The sequence below is a fragment of the Micromonospora pisi genome (genome assembly GCF_003633685.1).
In the GTDB taxonomy this organism is placed as follows: Bacteria; Actinomycetota; Actinomycetes; order Mycobacteriales; family Micromonosporaceae; genus Micromonospora_G; species Micromonospora_G pisi.
On record NZ_RBKT01000001.1, the window covers coordinates 7,425,588 to 7,448,720 of the forward strand.

The 23,133-nt window shown below is 73.3% G+C and carries 15 protein-coding genes; 5 read left to right on the plus strand and 10 right to left on the minus strand.

Annotated features, from left to right (window positions below; all coding sequences use genetic code 11):
- The first annotated feature begins 321 nt into the window (after window positions 1-321).
- The 3 genes from BDK92_RS31780 to BDK92_RS31790 all read left to right on the plus strand — a co-directional run bounded on the left by BDK92_RS31780 (window position 322) and on the right by BDK92_RS31790 (window position 3,374).
- Complete coding sequence (locus BDK92_RS31780; RefSeq protein ID WP_121160056.1) at window positions 322-1,563, plus strand: glycosyltransferase 87 family protein; 1,242 nt, start codon at window positions 322-324, stop codon at window positions 1,561-1,563.
- A gap of 84 nt (window positions 1,564-1,647) precedes the next feature.
- Entirely contained in the window at window positions 1,648-2,295 is a 648-nt protein-coding gene (gene pnuC, locus BDK92_RS31785; protein ID WP_121162761.1) for a nicotinamide riboside transporter PnuC, read from the plus strand.
- Window positions 2,292-3,374: an AAA family ATPase gene (locus BDK92_RS31790; RefSeq protein WP_246017358.1), complete on the plus strand. Its 1,083-nt coding sequence runs from the start codon at window positions 2,292-2,294 to the stop codon at window positions 3,372-3,374. Before pnuC ends, BDK92_RS31790 begins: the two co-directional genes overlap by 4 nt.
- Before the next feature lie 6 nt (window positions 3,375-3,380).
- Here BDK92_RS31790 and BDK92_RS31795 read toward each other — a convergent pair whose 3' ends face one another.
- The gene (locus tag BDK92_RS31795; RefSeq protein WP_121160057.1) at window positions 3,381-4,097 is read right to left on the minus strand and encodes a M15 family metallopeptidase; all 717 of its coding nucleotides are present in this window, start codon (window positions 4,095-4,097) and stop codon (window positions 3,381-3,383) included.
- 181 nt (window positions 4,098-4,278) lie between these two features.
- Here BDK92_RS31795 and BDK92_RS31800 point away from each other — a divergent pair, with 181 nt between their 5' ends.
- Window positions 4,279-7,158, plus strand: coding sequence for an AAA family ATPase (locus tag BDK92_RS31800; protein ID WP_121160058.1), 2,880 nt, complete (start codon window positions 4,279-4,281; stop codon window positions 7,156-7,158).
- Here the strand turns inward: BDK92_RS31800 and BDK92_RS31805 are convergent.
- From BDK92_RS31805 to BDK92_RS31845, 9 genes are all read right to left on the minus strand, one after another.
- The gene (locus tag BDK92_RS31805; protein WP_121160059.1) at window positions 7,130-8,938 is read right to left on the minus strand and encodes a thiopeptide-type bacteriocin biosynthesis protein; all 1,809 of its coding nucleotides are present in this window, start codon (window positions 8,936-8,938) and stop codon (window positions 7,130-7,132) included. The genes BDK92_RS31800 and BDK92_RS31805 overlap by 29 nt on opposite strands.
- The gene (locus BDK92_RS31810; RefSeq protein WP_121160060.1) at window positions 8,935-10,152 is read right to left on the minus strand and encodes a hypothetical protein; all 1,218 of its coding nucleotides are present in this window, start codon (window positions 10,150-10,152) and stop codon (window positions 8,935-8,937) included. Before BDK92_RS31810 ends, BDK92_RS31805 begins: the two co-directional genes overlap by 4 nt.
- Window positions 10,153-10,160: 8 nt before the next feature.
- Window positions 10,161-12,131 (minus strand): TOMM precursor leader peptide-binding protein, encoded by a 1,971-nt coding sequence (locus BDK92_RS31815; RefSeq protein WP_121160061.1) that lies wholly within the window; start codon window positions 12,129-12,131, stop codon window positions 10,161-10,163.
- Complete coding sequence (locus tag BDK92_RS31820) at window positions 12,128-13,978, minus strand: hypothetical protein (RefSeq protein WP_147457191.1); 1,851 nt, start codon at window positions 13,976-13,978, stop codon at window positions 12,128-12,130. Before BDK92_RS31820 ends, BDK92_RS31815 begins: the two co-directional genes overlap by 4 nt.
- Window positions 13,975-15,240 carry a lantibiotic dehydratase C-terminal domain-containing protein gene (locus tag BDK92_RS31825; protein WP_121160063.1) on the minus strand — a complete coding sequence of 422 codons (1,266 nt, stop codon included), beginning with the start codon at window positions 15,238-15,240 and terminating at the stop codon, window positions 13,975-13,977. The genes BDK92_RS31820 and BDK92_RS31825 overlap by 4 nt, the downstream gene beginning before the upstream one ends.
- Entirely contained in the window at window positions 15,237-17,876 is a 2,640-nt protein-coding gene (locus BDK92_RS31830; RefSeq protein WP_121160064.1) for a lantibiotic dehydratase, read from the minus strand. The genes BDK92_RS31825 and BDK92_RS31830 overlap by 4 nt, the downstream gene beginning before the upstream one ends.
- The gene (locus tag BDK92_RS31835) at window positions 17,873-18,628 is read right to left on the minus strand and encodes an ABC transporter permease (protein ID WP_170208761.1); all 756 of its coding nucleotides are present in this window, start codon (window positions 18,626-18,628) and stop codon (window positions 17,873-17,875) included. Before BDK92_RS31835 ends, BDK92_RS31830 begins: the two co-directional genes overlap by 4 nt.
- Window position 18,629: 1 nt before the next feature.
- Entirely contained in the window at window positions 18,630-19,532 is a 903-nt protein-coding gene (locus tag BDK92_RS31840) for an ABC transporter ATP-binding protein (RefSeq protein ID WP_246017600.1), read from the minus strand.
- A gap of 75 nt (window positions 19,533-19,607) precedes the next feature.
- Entirely contained in the window at window positions 19,608-19,805 is a 198-nt protein-coding gene (locus BDK92_RS31845) for a thiazolylpeptide-type bacteriocin (RefSeq protein WP_211349439.1), read from the minus strand.
- 449 nt (window positions 19,806-20,254) lie between these two features.
- Here BDK92_RS31845 and BDK92_RS40915 point away from each other — a divergent pair, with 449 nt between their 5' ends.
- Window positions 20,255-23,101, plus strand: a complete 2,847-nt coding sequence (locus BDK92_RS40915; RefSeq protein WP_170208762.1) for an ATP-binding protein — start codon at window positions 20,255-20,257, stop codon at window positions 23,099-23,101.
- Window positions 23,102-23,133: the final 32 nt, after the last annotated feature.

Here is a 23,133-nt window from a genome sequence, read left to right on the forward strand (position 1 = left end):
CGGTGCTCGGAGTGGAATCCGCCCGGCCAACTCCAGCGGGGGCAGGAAGTGATCCGCCAACATCTATTCCGGGTCGCTGCACCGTATCCGCCGGCCTCGATCGACAGCACCGGACACCTGACGGAAGTTCCACGTACGCGCTCCGTCCAACGTCGTAACGGCGGCGAGAGCGGTCCTGTCGGGAGGGATGGCTGAACCCTGCGCCCGGTCTACAATCTGTCCGCCGACATTTACCTTGACGGATGGGTGGGGCGGGTGCCGACAACCGGTCGCGCGGGTGGAGAGTCGCACGGTAGAAGCCGGCTGTGGTCGACAGCCGGTGTGGTCGGGGTCTGGATCGCCACCCGGGCAGTGTTCGTCCTGATCTACGCGAACGTCATCAAGGCCCCGGTCGGGAACGTCTTCGCCGACGTGGCGCTCTACCATCGCTGGAGCGACGCGCTGCTGCACTGGCAGATCCCCCCTGACGACCCGATGTGGCAGTATCCGCCCGGCGCCGCCGCGCTCTTCCGGTCGCTGCGCCACATCGCGGGGGACTCGGTCCACTCGTACGAGATCACGTTCTTCACCCTGGCACTCGTCGCCGACCTGCTGGTCCTGCTCACCCTGCTCCGACTCGCCCGCGGCGAGGGGCTACTCCTCGGCGCCTGGGCCTGGGCCGTGGTCGTCCCGCTGCTCAACCTGCTGACGTACGCCCGGTACGACATCTTCGCCACCGCGTCCGCCGTTGTCGCGCTCGCCGCCACCGTCCGACGCCAGGTGGTCGCCGGTGCCGTTCTGGGTATCGGCGCTCTGATCAAGGTCTGGCCGGCGGTGCTGCTGATCAGCGCCAGGCCGTTCGCCGGTCTCCGGCCCGTGCTTTCCGGCTTCGCCGTGACGCTCGCGGTGCTGGGCGGTGTCCTCACGCTCGCCTTCACCGAGGCCTGGTCCGGTTTCACCGGCAACCAGGCGGGCCGTGGCCTCCAGATCGAATCGGTCGGCGCCACCCCACTGGTCCTGGCCCGCCTCGGCGACCACACCATCGACATCCGGTACGTCTACGGCGCGATGGAGTTCGTCGACCACCCGTTCGTACGACCCGCGACAGTCGGGCTTCTCGTCCTGACCCTGCTCGGACTGGGCTTCCTGGGCCTCTGGTGGCTCGCCATGGGACGGCGACTCGTCTGGAGCAGCACCGTCGGCTTCGACATCGCCCTCCTCGCGATCCTGATGACAGTGGTGACCAGCCGCGTCTTCTCCCCGCAGTACATGCTCTGGCTGATCGGTCTGGCGGCGGTCTGCCTTACCCGCCGGGACACCACGCAACGCGTCGCGTGCGCCCTGGTCATGGTCGCGACCGCGTTGACCAGTGCCCTCTTCCCGTGGTTCTACGCACAGGTGTCGACGGATCCCGACTGGCCGGGCACAGCGCTGCTGGTCATCCGGAACGCACTCGTCGTGGCGGCGCTCGGCATCGGCTTCCACACGCTGACCCGCGGTGCCGTACGGACACGGCCGGACACCGGTGGGACACGACCCGACCCGGTCACGAACACCGCGACCGGTAGCGACGTCATGCGGTGATGCGTGTGGACCGACGCCCTCGCCCGCCGCACCGCCACGACCTCCGTTAGCGTGAGCCGACTGCCGAGCGAACGGACGGGATCGATGCTGGACTGGCTCAACTCACCGGCGGTGACCACGTTCGGCGCCCCGACGTCCTGGGCGGAACTGCTCGGCTTCGCCACCGGGATGCTCTGCGTGCTGCTCGTCGTCCGGCAACACGTCGCCAACTGGCCGGTCGGCATCCTCAACGTACTGCTGCTGATGGTGGTCTTCTGGTCCGCCGGGCTCTACGCCGACGCCGGGCTGCAGACCGTCTACGTGCTGCTCGGTGGCTACGGCTGGTGGCGGTGGACGGCGCGCGGTGTCGACCACACCCCGTTGCCGGTACGCAGGACGTCCGGGGCCGAGTGGGTCGCGCTGGGGGTCGCCGGGGTCGCGCTCACCGGTGCGCTCTGGTTCTTCCTCGAGCGGTTCACCGCCTCGACGGTGCCGTTGCCGGATGCGGCCACCACCGCACTGTCGCTGCTGGCGACGTACGGCCAGGCCCGCAAGCTGGTGGAGAGCTGGTGGTTCTGGGCCGCCGCCGACCTGGTCTACATCCCGCTCTACGGCTACAAGGGCCTGTGGTTGACCGCGATCCTGTACGTCGGCTTCCTCGGTCTCTGCGCGCTCGGTTGGCGGGCCTGGCGGGCCGATCTGCGTGGCGAGCCGAGAGGCAGTGAATCCCTGGCCGCGTCGGTGAGCGGGTGAGCGTGCCCCGTCGTTTCGTACACGGGTTGGTGGTGGGGAAGTTCTACCCGCCGCACGCCGGTCACCACCACCTGATCGCCACCGCCGCTGCGGCCTGTGACCGGCTGACCGTGGTGGTGGCCCCGGCGAGCGTCGAGTCGATCCCGCTCGACCTGCGGCTCGACTGGCTGCGCGAGGTGCACGCGGCGACGCCCTGGGTACGGTTCGCCGGTGTGCTCGACGACCACCCGGTCGACTACACCGACCCGCTGGCCTGGGACGCGCACTGCGCCGTCTTCCGCAGTGCGCTCGACGCCCCGGTCGACGCCGTCTTCAGCTCCGAGTCGTACGGCGACGAGCTGGCCCGACGGTTCGGCGCCAGTCACGTCTGCGTGGACCCGGCGCGTGGCACGGTCCCGGTCTCCGGCACCGGGGTGCGGGCGGATCCGGTGGCGTACTGGCAGCATCTGGCGCCGCCGGTGCGGGCCTGGTTCACCCGCCGGGTGGTGGTGGTCGGCGCGGAGTCGACCGGCACCACCACGCTCGCCCGGGACCTGGCGGAGGCGTTGCGGGGGCGCGGGGGTCCGTGGTCGCGGACCCGTTGGGTGCCGGAGTTCGGTCGTGAGCTGACCGCACGCAAGCTCGCGGTGCTGCGGCGTACCGACCCGGCCGCGACCGTCTTCGACGTGACCTGGTCGCCAGAGGACTTCGCCGAGGTCGCCGGGACGCAGAACCGGGCCGAGGACGAGGCGGCCCGGTGCGGGGGACCGATCCTGGTCGGCGACACCGACTCCCGGGCCACCGCCGTGTGGGAGGAGCGTTATCTCGGCGCCCCGTCGGCGGCGACCGTCGCCGCCGCCCGGCGCCCGGATCTCTACCTGCTCACCGACCACGCGGGGGTGCCGTTCGAGGACGACGGCCTGCGGGACGGGGAGCACCTGCGCGGCTGGATGACCGGACGGTTCCGGGAGGTGCTGGGGGACAGCGGTGTACCGGTGCGGGAACTGGCCGGGCCGCCCGACGTCCGGCTCGCCGCCGCGCTGTCGGCCTGCGACGAACTGCTGGCCGGTGGCTGGCCGTTGGCCCCACCCCTGGGGTGACCCGGATCAGCCGCCGGTGCTGCTGAAATGTTGGTAGTCCGGCGCCCGGAAGTCGCCACCCCAGGACCAGCCGACCGCCGCGAACGCCCTGACCAGTGGGCCGTCGGGCACCGCGAGGCCCGGGTGGTCGCGGTCGCGATCGGCGTACGCGGCGCCGGCCGGTGGCAGCACCGCACCGTCGACCAGGTACGGGTTCTCCACCGGGTTGATGTCGATCGCCTGTCCGTACGCGTGCGCGGACCACTTCGTCGGACCGGTGGCCACCGCCGCACGACAGTTGAAGCCGGAGGTGTTGTCGTCGGCCATCGACCGGTCGTCGTCCCCGCCGTACGCGTCGACCGGGGTCATCCGCCGGATCGGGAATCGTTGGTCGTACAGCGAACGGAAGACGGTGACCACGTCCTTGGCGACCGTCCGGTTCACCACGATCGTGCCGGTGTGCGGCTGCGCGTCGAATCCCCAGTAGCTCAGTGTGAGCAGGTCGAGCTGGTTCGGGCCGACCGGGCAGCCGGGGCGCCAGCTCTGGGCGACGTCGGCACCGGTGACGGGTGCGACGCTGGCGACGAACTCCGGTGGCGGGCCGGTGCTGGTGGCAGCCGGTGCCGGCGGCGGGGTCGGGGCGGTGACGCCGGGTGCCGGCGAGGCCGGCGGTGCCGCGCAAGCCGCCGTCACCAGGGCGGGGAGCAGCACACCCAAGATCAGTTTGTGCCGGTTCCGACGCATTGCCGACACGGTACTCCGAGGGCGGCAGGGGGCCGTCGCGGCGGCTGAGGTCCCGTGACTTGGCGTACTCCGGGCCGAATATCGGCTTTCCGCCGTACGTCGTCCTTTCGCCCATGGTGCGCAGTTGCCGGCATGTGATTGGCTCGGCGCCGAACGTGATCATCGCCGGGAGGTCCTGCACATGATTGCCCCGAAACCGGTCGCCGACGCCCGCCCCCGACTGCTCGGACGAGAGCCCGAGATGGACCGGATGCGCCGGTTGCTGACCGGCACCGGGGAGCCGGTCTTCGTTGTGCTCACCGGGGATCCGGGCATGGGCAAGTCACAGCTGCTCGCCGCCTTCGCCACGGCGGCCACCGACCGACCGGCGCTGCTCGGCCGCGCCACCGAGTTCGAGCGCAGCGCCCCGCTGGCGCTGGTACTGGACCTCCTCGAAGACGCGGACCGGCACCCCGGCCTGGCCCGACCCGCCGGACGGCTGCGGGTTGCCCTCACCGCCCGGATCGGGCCGACCACGCCCGACGCGGCGGTCAGCGGCGCCGGGCCGGCAGCCGGCCTCGAACGGCACCTGCTCTTCCGCAAGATCCGAACCGCGTTGGAGACGACCGCGGCGACCACGCCGCTGCTCCTGCTCCTCGACGACGTGCAATGGGCCGACGACGCCTCGACGGCACTGATCGACTACCTGGTCCGGCATCCGCCGAGGGCCGCCGTGGTCACCGTCCTCGCCGCCCGTACCGGCCGGCTGCCGGCCGAGCTGCACCGCTCGCTCGACACCACCCCGGCACAGGTGGTCCGGATGCCGCTCGGTCCACTCTCGCCCGCCGACGCCGACCTGCTGCTCGCCGACCGACCGGCCGCGTACCGGCGCCGGCTGTACCGGGCCGGCGGCGGCAATCCGCTCTATCTGGAGATCCTGAACCAGCTACCCGGCCCGATCGTGCACGAGCTGGGCCGGACCCCGACCACCGGAGAGTCCGGCCCGGCGGCGATAGGCCCGGCGGCGATCGGCCTGGACGTCCTGATCGCCCGCGACCTACAGGCCCTGGACGGGTTGCCCCGGCGGGTCGTACACGCGGCGGCACTGACCGGTGCCGAGCTCGACGTGGCGCTCGTCGCGGCGGCGGCCGGTACGACCGAGGAGGAAGCCGCCGCCGCGCTCGACGAACTCGTGCGCCGTGACCTGCTCCGGGTCGTCAACGGAGAGTTGACCTTCCGACATCCGCTGGTCCGGGCCGCCGCCTACCGGATGGCCGGCCCGGCCTGGCGGGCCGCCGCACACGGCCGGGCGGTCGTCTACCTGACCCGGCAGGGAGCGCCGCTCTACCAGCGCGCCGAGCACCTGCAACACGCGGTACGCCCCGGCGACCTGGCCGGTGCGGAACTGCTCGCCACGGCCGCCGCCGCGACCCTGGAGACCGCGCCGGCGACGGCGGTCTGCTGGCTGCGGCCCGCGCTGCGGGTCCTGCCGGACGGTCCGGCGCTCGCCGAGCGGCGGGCGGAGCTGCGGTTGCTGCTGGCCGAAGCGCTGATCAGGACCGGACGGCTCGACGAGGCCCGGGAGATCCTGCATTCACTGGTCGCCGGGGCGAGCACGCTCCGATATCGCGCGGTCGAACTGCTGGCGGTCACCGAACGGGCGGTCGGTCGACTGGCCGAGGCCCGGGCGCTGCTCGGTGCCGCACTGGTCCGCGCCGACGCCGACCGCAGTCACGCCCGCGCCGGACTGCTGGTGGAGTTCGCCGCCACCGAGATGTTGCAGGGCAACTGGGACGCCGGGGTCGAGCGGAGCAGCCAGGCGTTGGCCCTGGCCGGCGACGACACCCGATCCGCCATCTCCGTCACCGCGACCACGCTGCTCGCGCTGAGTGAGCTGTACCAGTGCCGGTTCGGCCGGGGGTTCGAGTTGCTGGAGCGGGCGCGTCGGGGCACCGACGCGCTGACCGACGTGGAACTTCGCGGCGACCTGGGCGTGGTGGCGGCACTGGCCTGGGCCGAGTACCTGGTCGACCAGCACGAGGACGGGCTGCGACATGTCGAGCGGGGCCTGCGCCTGGCGCGCGCGTCCGGGCGTACCGGCCACGAGGTGTCGCAACTGTACGTGGTGCGGTCGGTGATCCACGCCCGTACCGGCGACGCCGCCCTGGCACTGGCCGACGTGGAGGACGGTGAGGAGAGTGCCCGCCACATCGACAGCCCGGAACTGCGGGCCTTCACCCTGGCGCTGAAGTCCCGGCCACTGCTCTGGCAGCGTGGTCCCGAGGCGGCCCTGCCGATCCTCGCCGAGCTCCGCCGCGAGCAGAGCATCCGTTCGGCGTGGTGGCGGGGGATCGCCGACCAGCACGAGGCCGAGGTGCTCTTCTTCGTCGACCAGACCCGTGCCTGCCGGGACCTGCTGGCGCGCCGACTCAGCCCGGACCCGACCGGGCTGGGGCCGTACGCACCCTCGGTGTACGCGTTGCGCGCGCAGGCGGAGGCGGCCTGTGGCGACCTGACGGCAGCCTGGGAGTGGTACGAGCGGGCGGCGGCCGTCGCCGCGACCGGGGCACCCCGCGCCCAGCTCGGCTGCGTGACGCGCACCCAGGCGGTGTTGTACGCGGCCGAGGGCCGGTACGCGCAGGCCCGTGAGGCGGGAATGGTCGCGGTCGAGCATTTCGAGGCGACGCGCCTGCCGATCGGTGCGGGGCTTGCCCGGACCGTGGTCGCCGACATCCTGGTCCGGTCCGGTGACTGGGCGGCGGCCAGCGACCAGTTGGGGCGGGCCCGTGAGGCGTTCGACGGTTGCGGCGCGCCCTGGCTCAGCCAATGGGTCGGACGGGAGCAGCGCCGAGCGGGCGCCCGACAGCCGCGCGACGCCGCCCGGGACCAGCTCTCCGGACGGGAACGGGAGATCGCCACACTCGTGGCCGAGGGGCTGACCAGCCCACAGATCGCCGCCCAGCTCTTCCTCAGCCCCCGCACGGTCGAGTCCCACCTGAACCGCATCTTCGCCAAACTCGGGGTGAGTACCCGGGCCGCGCTCGCCCGACTCGTCACCGCGGAGTCGGGTGTCGGTCGGTGACCCCGCCGGCCGGGCCGGGCCGGTCACGGCCGGCGCGACGCTCTCCGCCGCGCCCCAGCGGAAGGAGGTAGACGAGCAGGTCGTCCACCCCGTCGAGGCCGAACAGTTCGTGTGCCACGTCGTCGTAGAAGCCACCGATCGTGCTCAACTCCAGTCCGGTGGCCGCCGCGACCAGGGCCAGGTTCTGGGCCAGGTGCCCGGCCTCGGCGATGGCGAAGCGGAGCCCACGCAGCCCGTACCTCGGCCGCAGCGCGCCGAGTTCCACGTAGAGACCGAGCAGGGCGGGGAGTTCGCTGATGCCGACCCGGCCGCCCCCGGAGTCAGCGTCAGCGTCGGCATCGTCGAGCCAGGCCGAGGTGCTGGCCACCTCCGCCAGGCTGGCCGCCCGACCCAGCGGCCAGAGTGACCGGGTCACCCCGTCGACGTCGTAGCAGCCGGCCGGCAGTCCCGGCACGTCGAAGACGAGCAGTCGCAGCCGGGCCGCGCTGCTCGCGCCCGCACTCGGGTACGGACGGTGGACCAGGTCCATGCCGGTCCCGTCGGGCAGGACGATGCCGGTGGTCCGGGTGGCGGCGTACGAGCTCCAGAGCAGTGTGCCGAGGTCGGGCGCGGCGACCGGCCCGGTGAGTCGGCCCAGGGCGGAGCGGCGGCGCAGCAGTGCCTCACCGAGCGCCATCGTGGGCGGTAGCGCCGCCGGCAGCGGCACCGACCGGGCGGCGGCGCGGCGGCGTTCCCGGGGCCGTGTCTTCGCCGCCGGATCCTGGTCGGAGCGTCCGGGCAGCAACTTGCTCGCCTCGTGGTAACGCCGGTCCGGTGCCTCGGAGGTGTCGGCGAAGAACGGTGTGACCCCGTCCGGCGCCAGCGTGGCCGACGCGACCAGCCAGCAGAGGGTCCGCTCCTCCTCCGGTGTCACGCCGAGACGGTTGAGCAGCATGTGCAGTTGCGAGGCCCAGACCGGCAACCAGGGGTGGACCTGTTCGCCGGCCAGGCCGCGCCGGGCCCGGCGTACCGTCGCGGCCCAGTCCCGTACGACAGCCGGCCAGCCGGTGGCCGGAGTCCCGTCGGGCGCCGACAGCAGCCCGGCGATGGTCGACCAGCGGGCGGCGATCGCGCCGGACTGTCCGGTCAGGAGACCGGTGACCCGCGCCTGGGCGGCCACGGTCGGCGGCATCACCACCTCGTCGACCCAACGCCAGCTCATCGCGTGGGACCGCAGCCAACGGGCCGCGAGCAACCGGTCCAGCTCCAACGCCTGCGCGGTCGCGGTGATCAGGTCGACCGCCGCGGTGAGCCGTGCGCTGCGCTGGTTCGTGGCCGCCACCGTACGGACCGCCACCTCGCTCGAACGGCAGAAGACCTCCTCCGCGACCGGGAGCGCGGCCGGGCCGCCGTACCGGCCGACCTCCGGCAGGTAGTCGATCCGGCGTACGGTCCCGTGCGGTTCGAGGTCGTCGCGCGCTTCCAGGGCCAGCACCGGGTACGGTGCCGAGGCGATCGCGGTGCGGAACTCGTCCGGCAGCGCCTCGACGATGTCCGGATCGGCCCCGAGCAGTCGTAGCCGCAGGTGGGGGCCGCTCTCGGCGTACCTGATGTAGAACCAGTCGGCGATCCGGCCCTGTTCGCGGAGTACGTCCAGCCGGGGTGCGACGGTCTCCACCAGGAACCGGTCGAAGTGATCGGAGCGCCAGTACGCGAAGCAGTGCAGGCTGAGCCACTCCGCCGGGACCGGGCCGCTGTCCGTCTTCGTGGCGCCGTCCGTCATCGTGACGTTTCCCGTCATCGTGGTTCCTCCCCGGAGAGGCGGTAGGCGAAGCCGCCGAAGCGGGTGCGTCCGATCAGCAGGAGGTAGACGAAGTCGTGCCCTGCTGGGGCGCCCGCCGCCGCCTCCAGCCGGGCCTCGTAGACACTGCGTACCGGGCGGCAGAAGAGTCCGGCGACGGCGGCGGCCGAGGCGACGTGCTGCGCGACCGCGCCGGCGGTACGCAGCACCGCCCGATAGCCGGCGGCACCGCCGGTGGTCGCCGAGGCACCCAGGTCGGCGGTCATCACCCAGGCCACGTGCATCGCGGCGACGTCGGCCTGGGCCCGTTCGTAGCTGAAGGCGCTCTGCACCCGGTCGAGCGCGTCCCCGCCGACGAGTCGTTCCACGTGCGCGGCAGCGTCGACGGCGTACCAGCCGTCGGGATGGCCGGCGACCCGGCTCAGTGCGAGCCGGTGCCGCAACCGGCCGTCCCCGGCGGGTGAGCCCGGTGGCGGCCGCATCGCCGCGTGGGCCAGGGTGTGCAGGGTCTGCGTCGCGAGCGGGCGCGGGTCGGGCGCCACCCCGACCGGGTACGGACCCGAGCTTCGCGGCGCGGTGGCCCGACGCCACCAGCTTTCGGTGTCGGTGACCCGGTCGGCCTCCACATCGTCGCCGAGTGTGGCGTGGTCCGGGGATGCCGCGAGGACGGGGCCGAGCAGGAGCGCGTCGTCCTCGATGTCGGCGGCGAGTCCCAGGCCGGCGGCCGCCTCGGCCAGCGCGGCGAGGACGTGACCGGATTCCAGCACGGCGAGGGCGTCGGCCATCGGACCGTATCCGGCCGTCAGCCGCTCGGGGTGCCGGGTCAGCTCCAGCCGAACCCCGCTGTCGAGCCCCGGTTCCACCGCCGGCCCGCTCAGCAGCCGGCGTACCGGATCCACCCGCCAGCGCCGCCCCCGCTCCACCAGCCACACGTCCACCAGGAACGCCGACCGGGGTGAGGGATGGGCACGGTGGTCGTTGTACGGGTTCCACGGCTCCCACCGGCGCGGGCCGAGCGCGGTGGCGAGCACCCGGACCACCGCCCCGGCCAGCGGGCCGCGCTCCCCGACGGTGGCGAAACGGTGCCCGCCCGCCGTCGCGCGCGTGCGTACGGATGCCGCCCCGCCGCCCCGGACCTCCTTGCCGTGGCCGTGCGCGTACACCTCGGCCAGTACCTCCCTCAGGGCGGCGGTGTCGGGGGAGCGGTCGAACATGTCGGGCCTCACGGGAAGGGGTGCGGGTGCAGGGGCAGCGCCTCGTAGCGCAGCGGTGCCGGCACCCGGCCGAGCCGGTACGGCACCTCCAGCAGTCGTGGCAGGCCCAGGGTCCGGTGGTTGATCTGCCCGAAGGTCATCGGGAGCGTGCCCGGAACAATCACCTTTGCCGCGTACAGGCCGAGGCGCGCGGCGATCGCCGGATCGGTCTGGTCCACCGCGAGCACCTCCAACCCGAGGTCGCCGAGGCGGCCGACCGTCTCGTCGAGCGCGCGGCCGAGGTCGGGCGTCGGTGCCGGCAGGCCGGGCCAGAGTTCCCGCCAGTCGGCCGGGTCGCCGCCGTCGAACAGGAAGGTGTGCCGGGACGCCGCCTCCGGCAGCGTGTTCAGCCCGACGTGGTCGTCCAGGCTGTGCACCAGCTCCGGCCGGTCCAGCATCGGGCGGAGCCGGTCCCGGTCCAGGTAGTCCGGTCGAGACCGGGCCAGGTCCGGCGCGATCATCGTGTTCACGGTCGCCTCCGCGGCGGCGGAGCGCATCGCGGACAGGGGATTCGGGTGCGCCCCGGCGGCGAAGAACGCCACCGGAGCGCGCTCGTCGTCGCCCCGGTACCTCGTCATCGCGAGCACCGCCGGCACCCCGAGGTCGTTGGTGGCATCGAAGAGAAGCAGCTCGTACCCGATCCGCTCCAGGTCGTCGACCAGGTGGGGCAGGAGCGGGTCGTCGTCGGGCAGCGCGATCCGCCGCAGCGGGGTACGGGCGTACCAGGCCATCAGGAACGCGTCTCGTTCGGCAACCTCGAACAGCCCGTAGAGGATCGCCTCGGTGCGGCTGTTGCCGAGGCCGCAGCCGTTGGAACTCTCGTACAGGAACCGTGGCCCAGGTCCGCGTGGCAGCCCCCAGTACGCCACGTGTTCCGGCACCGCGACCGGGCGCCGGTGCCGCAGCGACCAGCCGTACACCCAGTGAACCCGCAGGTCCGGCCGGTACGCCGTGAAGTGGAACGCGGGGTGGTCGTGATAGCGCGGATCGTGCGGGCCGAGCGTGACCGGGTCGACCGCGATCTCCGGACCGAGTTCGGCGAAGGATGCCTCGACCACCGTCCGCCGTCGGCGCGGACGCATGCCGGTGAGCCGTTCGACCGCCTCGAAGAGCGCGACCCGTTCGGCTTCGGCGTACCCGACCGCGCGGCCGTAGCCGCCCTCCCGTACCGCACTCTCGCCGACCAGTTCGGCGGTGACCAGCGGCACCGGGAGGCGTTCCTCCCGGAAGACGTGGGCGACCGGACCGTACCGCCAGTCGAACAGGGAGTCGCGCAACCCACGGCGGCCGGTTCTCGGATTCGCGGCGCGCAGCGAACCCGGGTCCGTGGTCGGGTGGGGGCCGGTCAGGCCCTCGACCGGCTCGGGCCGGTCGTCGGGCAGCGGCCCGCAGATCTGGCAGCCGCCGCCGCGCGGGCGTACCCGGTGCGTGCTGCACGTCGCCCGATCGGCCCGGATCGCCACCACGGTGGCGTTGTACCGCTGCGGGTCGGCGAGCATCGCCGCCGCCACCGCGACCAGTACGGGACCGAGCACCGGAACCGGTACGCCACCGAGCCGCAGGCCGGGCACGCCGTGCGGAACCTTCGGACCCATGCTGGTCAACCGGGCCGACTCGGCGCAGCCGAGGCAGGTCGACGCGCCCGGGCCCAGCATCGGACCGACGAGCACCAGGCCACCGTCGAGACAGACAGGCAGCCAGCGGGCCGAGGTCTCCCACGCCCGTCGGGACAGCGTCTCGGCCACCTCGGGAGTCCACTGCGCCAGGGCGACCAGCGCCGTACCGCCCTCGGCGGCGAGTGCCGTCGTCAGGTCGTACACCGGGTGTCCGGCATCGGTGAGCAGCGCGGCCAGCCCGGACCGGGCCGGCTCCGCCTCGGCACCTGCCTGGTCGACGTTGATCGGGCGTGGGGCGAGCGCGTCCAGGGCGACCGTCGTCATGACCGCACCTCGACAACCTCGGCGACGCGCTGCGGATGGGCGCCCACGATCGTCGGCAGCCGGGTCAGCGCGAAGCCGGCGCGCAGCACCCCGGGGTCGACCATCGCCGTCAGCGGCTGCTCCGGTGGTGGCCCCACCAGTGGTTCCAGTGCCCGCTGGAGTTTCTCCTCGGCCTCGGCGATGCCGGCCGGCCAGTGCCAGTTCGGTGTGGACCGGCCGCCGGTGTCGGGTTCCGGGGGCAGCCAGCCGGGGGCCGCGCCGTTGAGCGTGATCCCACCGGTCGTGACCGCGACCCCGGCTGCCCGCGCCTGGGCGACGCCGGTGGCGGCGAGCGCGGCGAGTCCCACGGCGTCCGCCGCCGTGGCCTCGACGGCCCACGCCAGGACGGTGCCACCGGCGATGATCTCCGCGTGCATCGCGGTCGGTGCGAGCCGGCGCACCCGTACCCGCGCGTCGATGCCGAATCGCAGGGTCAACGCCTTCCACCAGCGGCGGGCGGCCGGCGAGTCGGCCCAGGACGATTCCGGTACGTCGGCACCGGGCAGCGAATTCCGCGCCGCGTGGACGGCACGGCGCAGTGCGACTCCGGCGGCGTGCCGGGCGTCCACCCCGACGACCCAACCGTCACCGGCGAGCCGTTCGGCCGCCCGGAGCCCGGCGTCCAATCGGGCCGCGTCGGCGGTGGCGCCGATGCCGAGCACCTTGTCGGCGATGGCCAGGGCGGCCGGCACCTGCGGTAGGTCCGCCGGTTCGGGTGGCGGCAGAAGCCCCAGTTCCGGATCGCAGAGCACGTCGAGGCGGCGCAGTGCGACCGCCAGGTCGACGGCAGCGGCCGGCAGGGCAGCGGCCGGCAGGGCAGCGGCCGGTCCGGCATCGGCGGGTTCGCGTCGGGCGCGATCCCGGACCCCGGTCGGTGCGGCGCCGGCGTCGCCGAGCCACGGGTGGTAACTCGCCCGCAGCGGGTCCATCCGGGCGACCAGCACGGCGGGGTGCACCGGTCCGGCCGGCTCCTCCGGTGGCGGACCGTCCGCGATTTTGATCTCCTCCGCCGGGTCGAGCAGGCCGCCCACCGAGGCGAGCAGGCGGTGCACCGCCGCCCCACCGACCAGCGCGGCGAGGGGTACGGGCGGGTCGGCGGCTGGTACGGCCCGCAGCCGACCGGCGAGCTCGGCGACCACGGCCGGCAACCGGCCCGCAGTGCTCACCGGGGTCACGAAGGCGACCTCGTCGCCGCAGCCGGCGCCGGTCGCCGCGACCACCCGGCCCTGCCGGTCACGGGCGAAGAGCGCTACCGTCCGCAGCTCTACCGCCTGCCCGACGGCGTCGCGACCGGCTGGCTCGGCGTGACCGGACGGCTCGGCGTGACCGGCTGGCTCGACGTGACCGGACGGCTCGTCGCCGCAGCGCACACCGGCGTCGCGGAGGGCACGACGCGCCGCGTCGGCCACCGGTCCGGCCCCCCGGACCTCGACGGTCACGTCCCGCAGCCGGGACCAGGTCGACGCCGGGGAAGCGGCAACCGCTTCCAACCAGCGGGCCACGCCACTCGGCGGCAGTTCCGCCACGCCGGACTCTCCCCAGCCCTGGGGCACCTCGACCAGCAGGTCGTGCGCGTGCAGCTGGTCGAGGAAGCCCTCGATCGCCCGGCGTACCTCCGGTGGCAGCCCGGCTGGCGCGGCGAGCTGGTCGCCGGGTACGCCCGCGGCAAGTTGTCCGGCGAGTGCCGACCAGACCCGCCAGAGACCGGCACCGCCCTCGATCGTGAAGCTCGACGCCCAACCCCTCACATGCACCCCGGTGGAGATCGGGGTGGCGAACACGGTGGGCCGTAGCCGGTGCACGGTCAAGATTTCGCTCCCTGTCCGATGATGGCGCCGCTGCCGCTGCCGCTGCCGCTGCCGCGATCGGGGTTGCCGTCGCGGGCCTCGGCGGCGAGGACCGCGAGATAGCCGTTCAGCCGCTCCCGCCAGGTGATGCCGGTGAGGCGCTCGGCGGCCCGGCTCATCAGGTACGCGGCCAGGTACCGTTCGACCGGCGTGACGTCGCAGATGGTGAGCAGCAGGTACAGCACGTTCGTGGCGAAGCGGTAGACGACGAACTCCCGCTGGTGCCGTACCCGGTTGAAGTCGATCTGTTGGAGCAGTTGGTGGTAGTCGCTGTACGCCGTACGCCGCTGCGGGTCCCACCGCCGGCTGGTGCTCTCGTCGCCCATGCCACGGGCCCGGGTCAGATAACCCGCGCCCGGTACGGGCGGCAGATGCCCCCGGTCGTACACCGGCTCGGCGAGTGTGCGCGCGGACCTGGTCCAGGCCAGCCAGGCGTCCTCGGCCGGATCCGCGGCCCCGCCACCGGCCACCCGGGCCACCGCTTCGGTGACCGCGTCACCGTGCCGCTCCCACTGGCGCTGGTAGCGCGCCCGCAGGGTGCCCTCCGGATCGGAGTGGAGCAGGAACTCCTCCAGGTGGGAGAAGAACGACTGGTGACCGTCGCCGAGCCCGAGCGGATACTGGCCGGCGTGGGCCGACATCGCCGCGACGGTCAGCCAGACCCGGGCGCTCGCGGTGTCTCCGGCGGCGCCGAGCCGGGCCAGCGTGGCACCGACGGTGGGCAGGCCGAGCCGGAGCAGCGCGGCACGGCAGCGCACCGCCTCGGTGGTTTCCAGCAGGTCGAGCATGCGTCCGTCGTCGACCTGCTCGATCCGTACCGTGTTGTCCGGGTGGATCGGCGTGTACGGCGGCGGGATGAGTTCCGCCTGCCCGGCCAGCTCCGAGCGGGCCAGCAGCGTGTCCGTCGAGACGTCCACCGTGGAGGGATGGATTGCCAGGTGTTCCCGGAGACGCCGCGCCATCCGGTTCGCCGCGCGGTCGACGGACGCGGCCGCACCGGTCAACTGCACCCGCAGGTGCGGACCGTGGCGCCAGTGCCGCTCGAGCTGGGCGAAGACGTCCGGGTGCTCCCGCCCGGCCGCGTCGATCGCCGGCAGGACGGCGTCCCGCAGCAGCGGGGCCTTCACCGGTTCGTAGTAGTAGCAGACGACGGCGGCGGTAGCTGCGGCGATCGGCGTGACCACGTGGCCGGGCAGCCCGTGCTGGTGACCGGCTTCGGTCATGACGCCCTCCGGTAGGTCTCGGTGACGAGTTCGACAACCCGTCCGGTGGGGCTCTGTACGCCGGGCACCGGCATCGCCTCGCTGATCTGCACCGCCGAGCTGTGCCGGCCCAGCAGGCGGGACAGGCAGCGCAGGTGCAACGCGTTGCCGAGGTCCACGTACTGCGGCTTGGGCCGGTCGAGGTAGTGGAACAGGTCTTCCGGGCGCCGCAGCGTCGCGCCGTCGGAGCTGAGGAAGACGTGCTCGGGCAGCCCCCAGCGGGCCCGCCCGCGCGCCGTGGCCAGCGCCGGCACCTCCCCGTCGGCGTCGAGTTCGGTCCGCCACCCGGCAACCCGGTCCGGCGGTACGGTCCACGACCGCCGGCTCAGCACCACGTTCCGGTAGCGCAGCCGGGGCCGTACGGCCACCCCGTCGACGGTGGCCGCGGTGGTCAGGTGACTGAGGTCGACGATCCCGCACCCGAGGTCGCCGTAGAGCGGGGCGAACCGGTCCGGCATCACGAACGGCACCAGGAACCCCAGGTACAGCACGTCGACGAACTGACCGCTGCCGCGGTGGCGCAGCCGGATCTGATCGGTTTCGGCGTGGTGCCACAGCTCCAGTTCGTCCGCGACGATGCCGCCCAGCGCCGGGTCCTCGACCACCTCGTCCGGTGCCACCAGCGGGTGCAGGTTGGCGTTGAAGCCGTTGACCGGCCGGAACTGCGCGAGCCGGGCGGCCGGGTCGAATGTGCGGCGCAGCTGGGCGGCGACGGCGGCGCCCGCGCTCGGGTGCACCAGGTCCAGGAACCGGCTGGTGAAGCGGCCGAATCCGGCGTACACGTGGTTGACCGCCAGCAGTGGGCCGGACGGGGTGACCGCCGGTTGTACGAAGAAGCTGTATGACGCCGGCCTCCCGTACGCCCAGCGGGGCACTGCCTCGGCCGCCTCGGTGAGCAGTCGCCGGTGCAGGCGCACCTCGGGTGCGCCGGGCTCGGCACAGGCGCGGATGGCGGCGGTGAGTGCGGCCCGTCCCTCGGCTAGCCCCCGCAGTTCGTCGGTGAGCAGGTGTTGCCGCTCGCCGGAGGCGGCCATTCGGCCGTCCACCCCGACCAGGTCGGCGGCCTGCCAGATGTCGGTCAGGTCGGCGGTGAACTCGGTCAGTTCGGCGCATCGTCCGCCGATCCCGAACTGGGCGACGAAGCGGTCCCGGAGCAGCCGGCGGACCAGCAGGTGCTGGTCGAAGAGTTCGACCAGGGCGCCGAGTTCGGGCAGGGTGGCGGCGGCGTCCGCGCCGTGCGTGGGCCCGAGCAGCATCCGGCCCCGTCGGCCGACGTCTTCGGTGAGCGGGGATGCCGGCGACTCCGGTACGCCGGCCTCGTCGCAGACAACCTGCCACCGCTGGGTGATCCGGTGGAGGGCCGCCGGTCGGTCGGTCGCGGTCAGCTCGGGGAACGTGTCGGCGTCGGCCTGGAGGTCTCGCAGGCCGGAGGCGAGCCGGGTCGCGTCGTGCCGGTCCAGCCAGTCGGCGAAGTCGCGTACCGCCGTGGCCCGCTGGGGGTCGAACGGGGCCACCGGAGTGAGCAGACCCGCCTCGACCAGGCCGCGTACGTAGGTGAGCGCGGCCGGCCCGGTCCGCTCGGCGGGGCCGGGCAACCGGGCGGCGAGTGTGCCGGCGAGGTCGGCCGGGGCGGCACCGGCCGGACCGGCGGCCCGGACCGCCGCGACGACGAGGTCCAGCGGTCGGTTGTGCGCCAGCCCCACCTCCTCCTCGCGCTGCACGGCCAGCCGGTGGGATCCGGGCACCGGCACATCCCGTCGGAAGACCACCCGGCCGTCGAGCAGCCGCAGGCCGGGGGCGAGGCGGTGCGGCAGTTGGTCGCGGCGGGGCGCGGCGCCGAGCACCGAGGCCGTCACGGCGGCCAGCGGTGTCCGGTTCAGTGCGGTCACCGCCACCGGGGCACCGGCGTCGACCCGTTCGGCGGTGTCCGGACCGGCCCAGCCGGCCCAGGCGACCTGGGTGAACCAGGACAGTGGGCTGGTTTTCGAGGAGGCCCGCAGGGCGTACCGCAGCACCGTCGGCTCGGCCTTGCGCGCCCGGCTGTCCGGGTGGGCGCCGGAGGCGGCGACCCGGTCCACCCCGCGCAGCAGGTCGGTGCCGATCAGGGTGACGGCGCGTCGTACCTCGTCGTGGCGGCAGATGCCGGCGAGCGCCTCCCGCTCGGCGGCGAGCGCGGCCGGCGCGGCGGCCGCGACGGTCCCGGTGAGCCGGGCGATCTCGTCCTGCGCGCGCAGCCACTCATCCAGCCCGGGTACGCGTTCCGCGAGGTCGCCCAGCGCGGACCGGGTCGTCGTTCGGGGCAGCCGTCCGTTGTGGATGTCGCGGCGCAGCGGCAGCACCACCGTGCGGTGGAATCTCGGGTCGTGTGCGGTCGCCGTGTCGTGCAGGGCGTCGCTGAGTCCGGCTGCCGTCGCCCCCGCCTCGGCGCTGCGCTGGACGAGTTCGGCCAACGCCGACCGGAACGTGGCGGACCCGGCCGGCGCCGTCGGGTACGGCACCGCGGCCATCCGGACCAGCGCGTACGGAGCCAGTTCGGTTGCCGGAGCCCGTTGGAGGGTGTCCGGATCGGACACGGCGGCGATGGGGGCGGGGCTCATCCGTACCGCACTCCCTCGTCGCGTCGGTAGCCGTCCCGGGCCACCAGCGCGAACAGCACGGTCCAGGCGGCGAGCAGGCCGATCATCCACGGCGGCGTGGTGATCTGGTCGGCCCGGCCGATCGCGCTCAGGACGAGGTGCAGGTATTCGTGCGTGGGCAGGTAGGGGGCGACGGCCTGGACCGCGCCCGGCAGCATCTCGGCCGGCACCAGCAGGCCGCCGCAGAACGCCAGGATCAGGAAGACGATGTTGCACACCATGGCGGCGGCCGGGGCCGGCAGCCGGTAGCCGAGCGCCATGCCGAGCAGCCCGAACGGGATCGCGCCGACCACCACCACGCCCAGCCAGAGCGGCCAGATGACCACCGGCAGCTTCAGGTCGGTGGCGAGCCCGGCGACCACGAGCAGCGGCAACCAGCTGACCACGTTGAAGACCAGGACGTAGAGCAGCCGGCCGAGGAAGCGGGTCAGCACCGCGATCGGCAGCAGTCGCAACCGCTGCTCCCACGGGTTCTCCCGGTCGGCGGCGACGCCGGCGGAGAGCGAGATGAGGGTGACGTTCAGCGTGGTGAAGAGCAGGAAGGGGGTGACGACGTACTCGCTGCCGAGCCCCTGGCGGGCCAGTTGACCTGCGGAGGTGAGCCCGAACAGGAGGAAGAAGAGCATCGGGAACAGCAGCCCGGGGACCCAGTACATCGGCACCCGGACCATGTCGCGCAGGTGTGCGCCGGCGTGGAGCAGTACGTATCGCATGTCAGGCCGTCCGAAGTGGCTCGTGGCTGGGTTTGGCTTCTGCTGCCGTACGGATCGCCTCCTCGAGGCCGACCCGGTCGACCCGGATGGCGCGGAACGGCACGTCATGTCGGACCAGGGCGCGTACGGTGGCGTCCGGGTCGGTGGTGTAGAGCCGGGTACGGGCTCCGACGGGTTCGATCCGGACCGCGTGTGCGGTCACCGGCTCGGGCAGTGGACCGGGCACCTCGGCCTCGACCAGGTGCAGCCCCACGTTCGCGCACACCTCGTCCACGCTGCCCACCTGCGACACCTGGCCGCCGGCGATCACCACGACGTGGCTGGCGAGGCGTTCGACCTCCGGCATGTTGTGGCTGGTGAGCAGCACCGAACGCCCCTCGGCGGCGACCTTCTCGATGGCCGCCCAGAGCAGGTCGCGACTCTCCACGTCCAGCCCGGTGGTCGGTTCGTCGAGGAACACCAGATCCGGGTTGCCGACCAGGGCGGAGGCGAGCACCACCCGGCGGCGTTGTCCGCCGGAGAGGGTGCCGTTGCGGCGATCCCAGATGCCGGCGAGGTCGAGCCGGTCGGCGAGTGCGGTCGGGGCGATCGGGTCCGTGTAGTGCGCCGCCAGCAGGTGCAGGGTCTCGGCGACGGTGAGCCGCCAGGGCAGCGCCGTGGCCTGGGGCGACAGCCCCAGCCGGGCCCGTACGGCGAGGCTGGCCGGATCTCCGCCGAGCACCTCGACCCGACCGGAGGTGGGCCGGCGCAGCCCGGCGAGGATGTCGATGGCGGTCGACTTTCCCGCGCCGTTCGCACCGAGGATCGCGGTGACCCCTTGGGGGATGGCGATCGACACGGCGTCGAGCGCGACGATCCGCCCGTACGTCTTTGTCACGTGATCGAGGCGGGCGACGACTTCCATGGTCACTCCAGTGGGGTAGGAGGATGAGGGGGTACCGGGGCCGGTGCCCCCTCCTCCGGTGATCGTGTGGGCCTGTCAGCCGCCGGTGGAACCGTCGTCCGGGTTCACGCTGCCGCCGCCGCCACAGGACGCGCAGCAGGACGAGGACCCACAGGTCGACGACGCGCTGCACGAGCTGGAGCCGGACGACGCTCCGGTCTCCGGCAGCGCCACCGAGTCGCGCATCGACGTCACGGTGATGTCGTCGAGGTCGAGGTCTGCCAAGTCAAGCATTTCAATCATTTCCTTCACCTCCTGATCGGGCTCCCGCCGGCTGTCCGGTCAGGCGACCGGAGGGCTGGCGGGGCGAGGTGAACTCTCACATCTGTTCAGCGGAACCAGCATCCGCGAAATCCCCCATTCACCGATCCGGATCGATTTCCGTCGCCATTCGAACGCCCATCACGCTGCGGCCCGGCCGAACCGGACGGATCGCGGATCGCCGGACCGTGCCGAACCTGCTCCGGCCACTGCCGACGCCCGTGCCGGCCTGGTGCCGCGCGGCCCTGGTCGGCGGTGCCGGCTCGACCCGCGTACGGGGACCGGTGCGCATTTTGGCCACTGTGGACGGAGGCGTTGCGTAGTTTCGCGGATGTTCCGTACTCGGTCGTACCGGCAGCCTCTCCTTTGTCGATCATGCGCACGGGCACGAGGGACGGGGTAGGGGCGATATGGGGCATTCGATGACGGTGGACCACCTGATCGGGCGGGAAACCGAGCGCACCGTGTTAGGCAAGATACTGGCTAATCCACCCCATCAGTCCGTATTCGTAATGGTCGAAGGTGATACCGGAATCGGTAAGAGTCGCCTGCTCGCCGAATTCATGGCCGCCGCCACCCAACGCGGGTACGCCGTACTGAATGGCCGCGCCAGCCAGTTCGAGGTGGGGCTCCCGTTCGGCCTGCTCTTCGACGCCCTCGCCAGGGAGCAGGCGTCTCCGGTGCTCGCCGCGCGAGGCGGCCCCGCCTGCGAGAGCCTGGTCCAGTTCGCGCACTCGGTCGGTGCCGACTGGCGTACGAGCACGGTGCGCGTGAGCGACGGGCCTACTTTCCCCGTGCTCGGTGTCGAGCGCCACCAGCTCTACCGCACCGTACGGGAGGTGCTCGCCGAGATCGCCGGGGGCGGCGGCCTGGTGGTGGTCCTCGACGACGTGCACTGGTCCGACGAGGCGTCGGTGGAACTCCTCGACTACCTGGTCCGCCATCCCGTCGATGGCCCGCTCGTATTCGTCCTGGCCTACCGCACCGGACAGTGCCCGGTCCGGCTCGCCCTGCAACTCGGTCGCGCCCACCCGTCGCCAACCCACCTGCCGCTCGGCCCGCTCTCTCCGGCCGACGTCGACGCCTGGTTTCCCGACATGTCGCCGCAGCGTCGCCGCTCACTGTACGAGGCGAGCAGCGGCAATCCGCTCTACCTCGAGATCCTCGCCGCCGGTACGGACGCGGTGGTGCTCGACGCGGGATGTGCCCCGGCGGTCGTCGACGACCGGGTGGCCATCGCCCTCGACGCCCTGGTCACCGCCGAGCTGTGTGGGCTGCCCGGCACGGAGCGGCTGACCGTGCAGGCCGCCGCGCTGGCCGGTGAGGAGTGCGACCCGGTGCTGGTCGCCCACGCTGCCGAGATCTCGGTGGCGGTGGTCACGAACGCCCTCGACGCGCTCGTCCGACGGGGAATCCTCCGACAGGTCGAGGGCCGGATCGTGTTCCGCCACCCGCTGGTGCGCGCGGCCGCGTACCAGAGTGCCGGCGTGGCGTGGCGACTGGCCGCGCACGACCGGGTGGCCCGGCACCTCGCGGCCGAGGGCGCCGGCCCGGTGCGTCAGGCCCAGCACCTGGAACACTCCGCGCGGGTCGGGGCCGAGCACGCCGCCGAGGTGCTGGCCGCGGCGGCGGAGGCCACCCTGGACAGCGCCCCGGCGACCAGTGTGCGCTGGCTGCGCGCCGCGCTCCGGGTCACCCCGGACCGGGTCGACACCGCACAACGGCGCGCGGCGCTCCGGCTGGCCCTGGCCCGGGCGCTCAGCATCTCCGGCCGACTCGCCGACAGTCAGCGGATCCTGCACGACCTGATCGGCGATGCGCCGCAGTACCGATGTCCGGCGACCGAGCTGCTCGCCTCGACCGAGCGCATGCTCGGCCGGCTCAGCGAGGCGCGGGCGCTGCTCTCCGGTGAACTGTCCCGACCGGGCGGGGCGGGCGCCTGTACGGAGGCGACGCTGCGCCTGGAGTTGGCGGCCACGGAGATACTGGCGGGCCGCTTCACCGACGCGGCGGAGAACGCGGCCCGGGCCGGTGAGCTGGCCGGGCAGGAGGATCACCGGGGGTTCGCCGCCGCCGCCAGCACCCTGCTCGCCCTGGCCTGGCTGCTCGACCGCCGTCCGGGGTACGACGCCCGCGGGCAGCTCGTACGGGCCCAGTGGGCGGTGGACGGCCTCGATGACGGTGCGCTGCGTGGCGTGATCGACCTGGTGCCGGCGATGGTCTGGGCGGAGGTGCTCTGCGAGGACAGTGACGCCGCGGTCCGGCACCTGGCCCGGGGTTTCCGGGTCGCCCGGCGGTACGGACGCGGCCACGTTCTGCCCGAGTTGTACCTGGTGCGGTCCGTCCTGCACGGCCGGCTCGGGGACCTGCGGCAGGCCCAGCGTGACGCCGAGGACGCCGAGGAGATCGCCCGCGCCCTGGGCAGCGAGGAGTTGCGGCGGTTCGCGCTGGCGATCCGGGCACCGCTGCTCGCCTGGCGCGGCGGGCCGGTGGCGGTCGCCGGCCCGCTGGCTGAACTACGTGCCGCTGCTCCGCTACGTTCGCGGTGGTGGCGTTCGGTGGCCCAGGCCGGGCTCGCCGGGGTGTTGATCGAGATGAACGAGCCGGAGTCCGCCCTGGCGTTGTTGACCGAGGGCGGTGAGCCGGCGCCGACCGCGGAGGGTCTGGCGCTCGTCGCCCGGGCCCAGGTGCTCTGCGGTGACCTCGGCACGGCGCAGGAGTCCCTGGACCGGGCGGTGGGGTCGGCCGAGCGGAGCGGTTCGCATGGCGAGGCGGCGGCGGTGGGTCAGGCACGGGCGGAACTGCTGGCGGAGCGCGGTGACGTGGTGGCGGCGGTGGACGCGGCGCGGTTGGCCGCGACCGCTGCCGCGCTGGCCCATCAGCCACTCCGCGAGGGTCAGGCGCTGGTGACCCTGGCCACCATGCTGCACCGCGCCGGTGACCTGGCGGCGGGTCGGCAGACCCTGGGGGAGGCCAAGCACCGACTGGCGTGGTGTGGGGCGGACTGGCTGGTGGGTCGGGCGACAAATCTGCAGCGGCGGTTCGCCGCCGCCCATCCCCGCCCCCGCGACGTTCGACCCGATCCGCTGTCCGGTCGGGAGCGCGAGGTGGCCGTGATGGTTTCCGAAGGGCTGAGCAACCGCGCCATCGCCACCCGGTTGTTCCTCAGCACCCGGACGGTGGAGTCACACGTATCCAGGATCTTCGTCAAACTCGGTGTCTCGACCAGGGCCGCCGTCGCGCGCCACGTGTCGTTGGCCGACCGCTGAGCCGTACCCCGGTTGCCGGTGTTCTCCCGGAT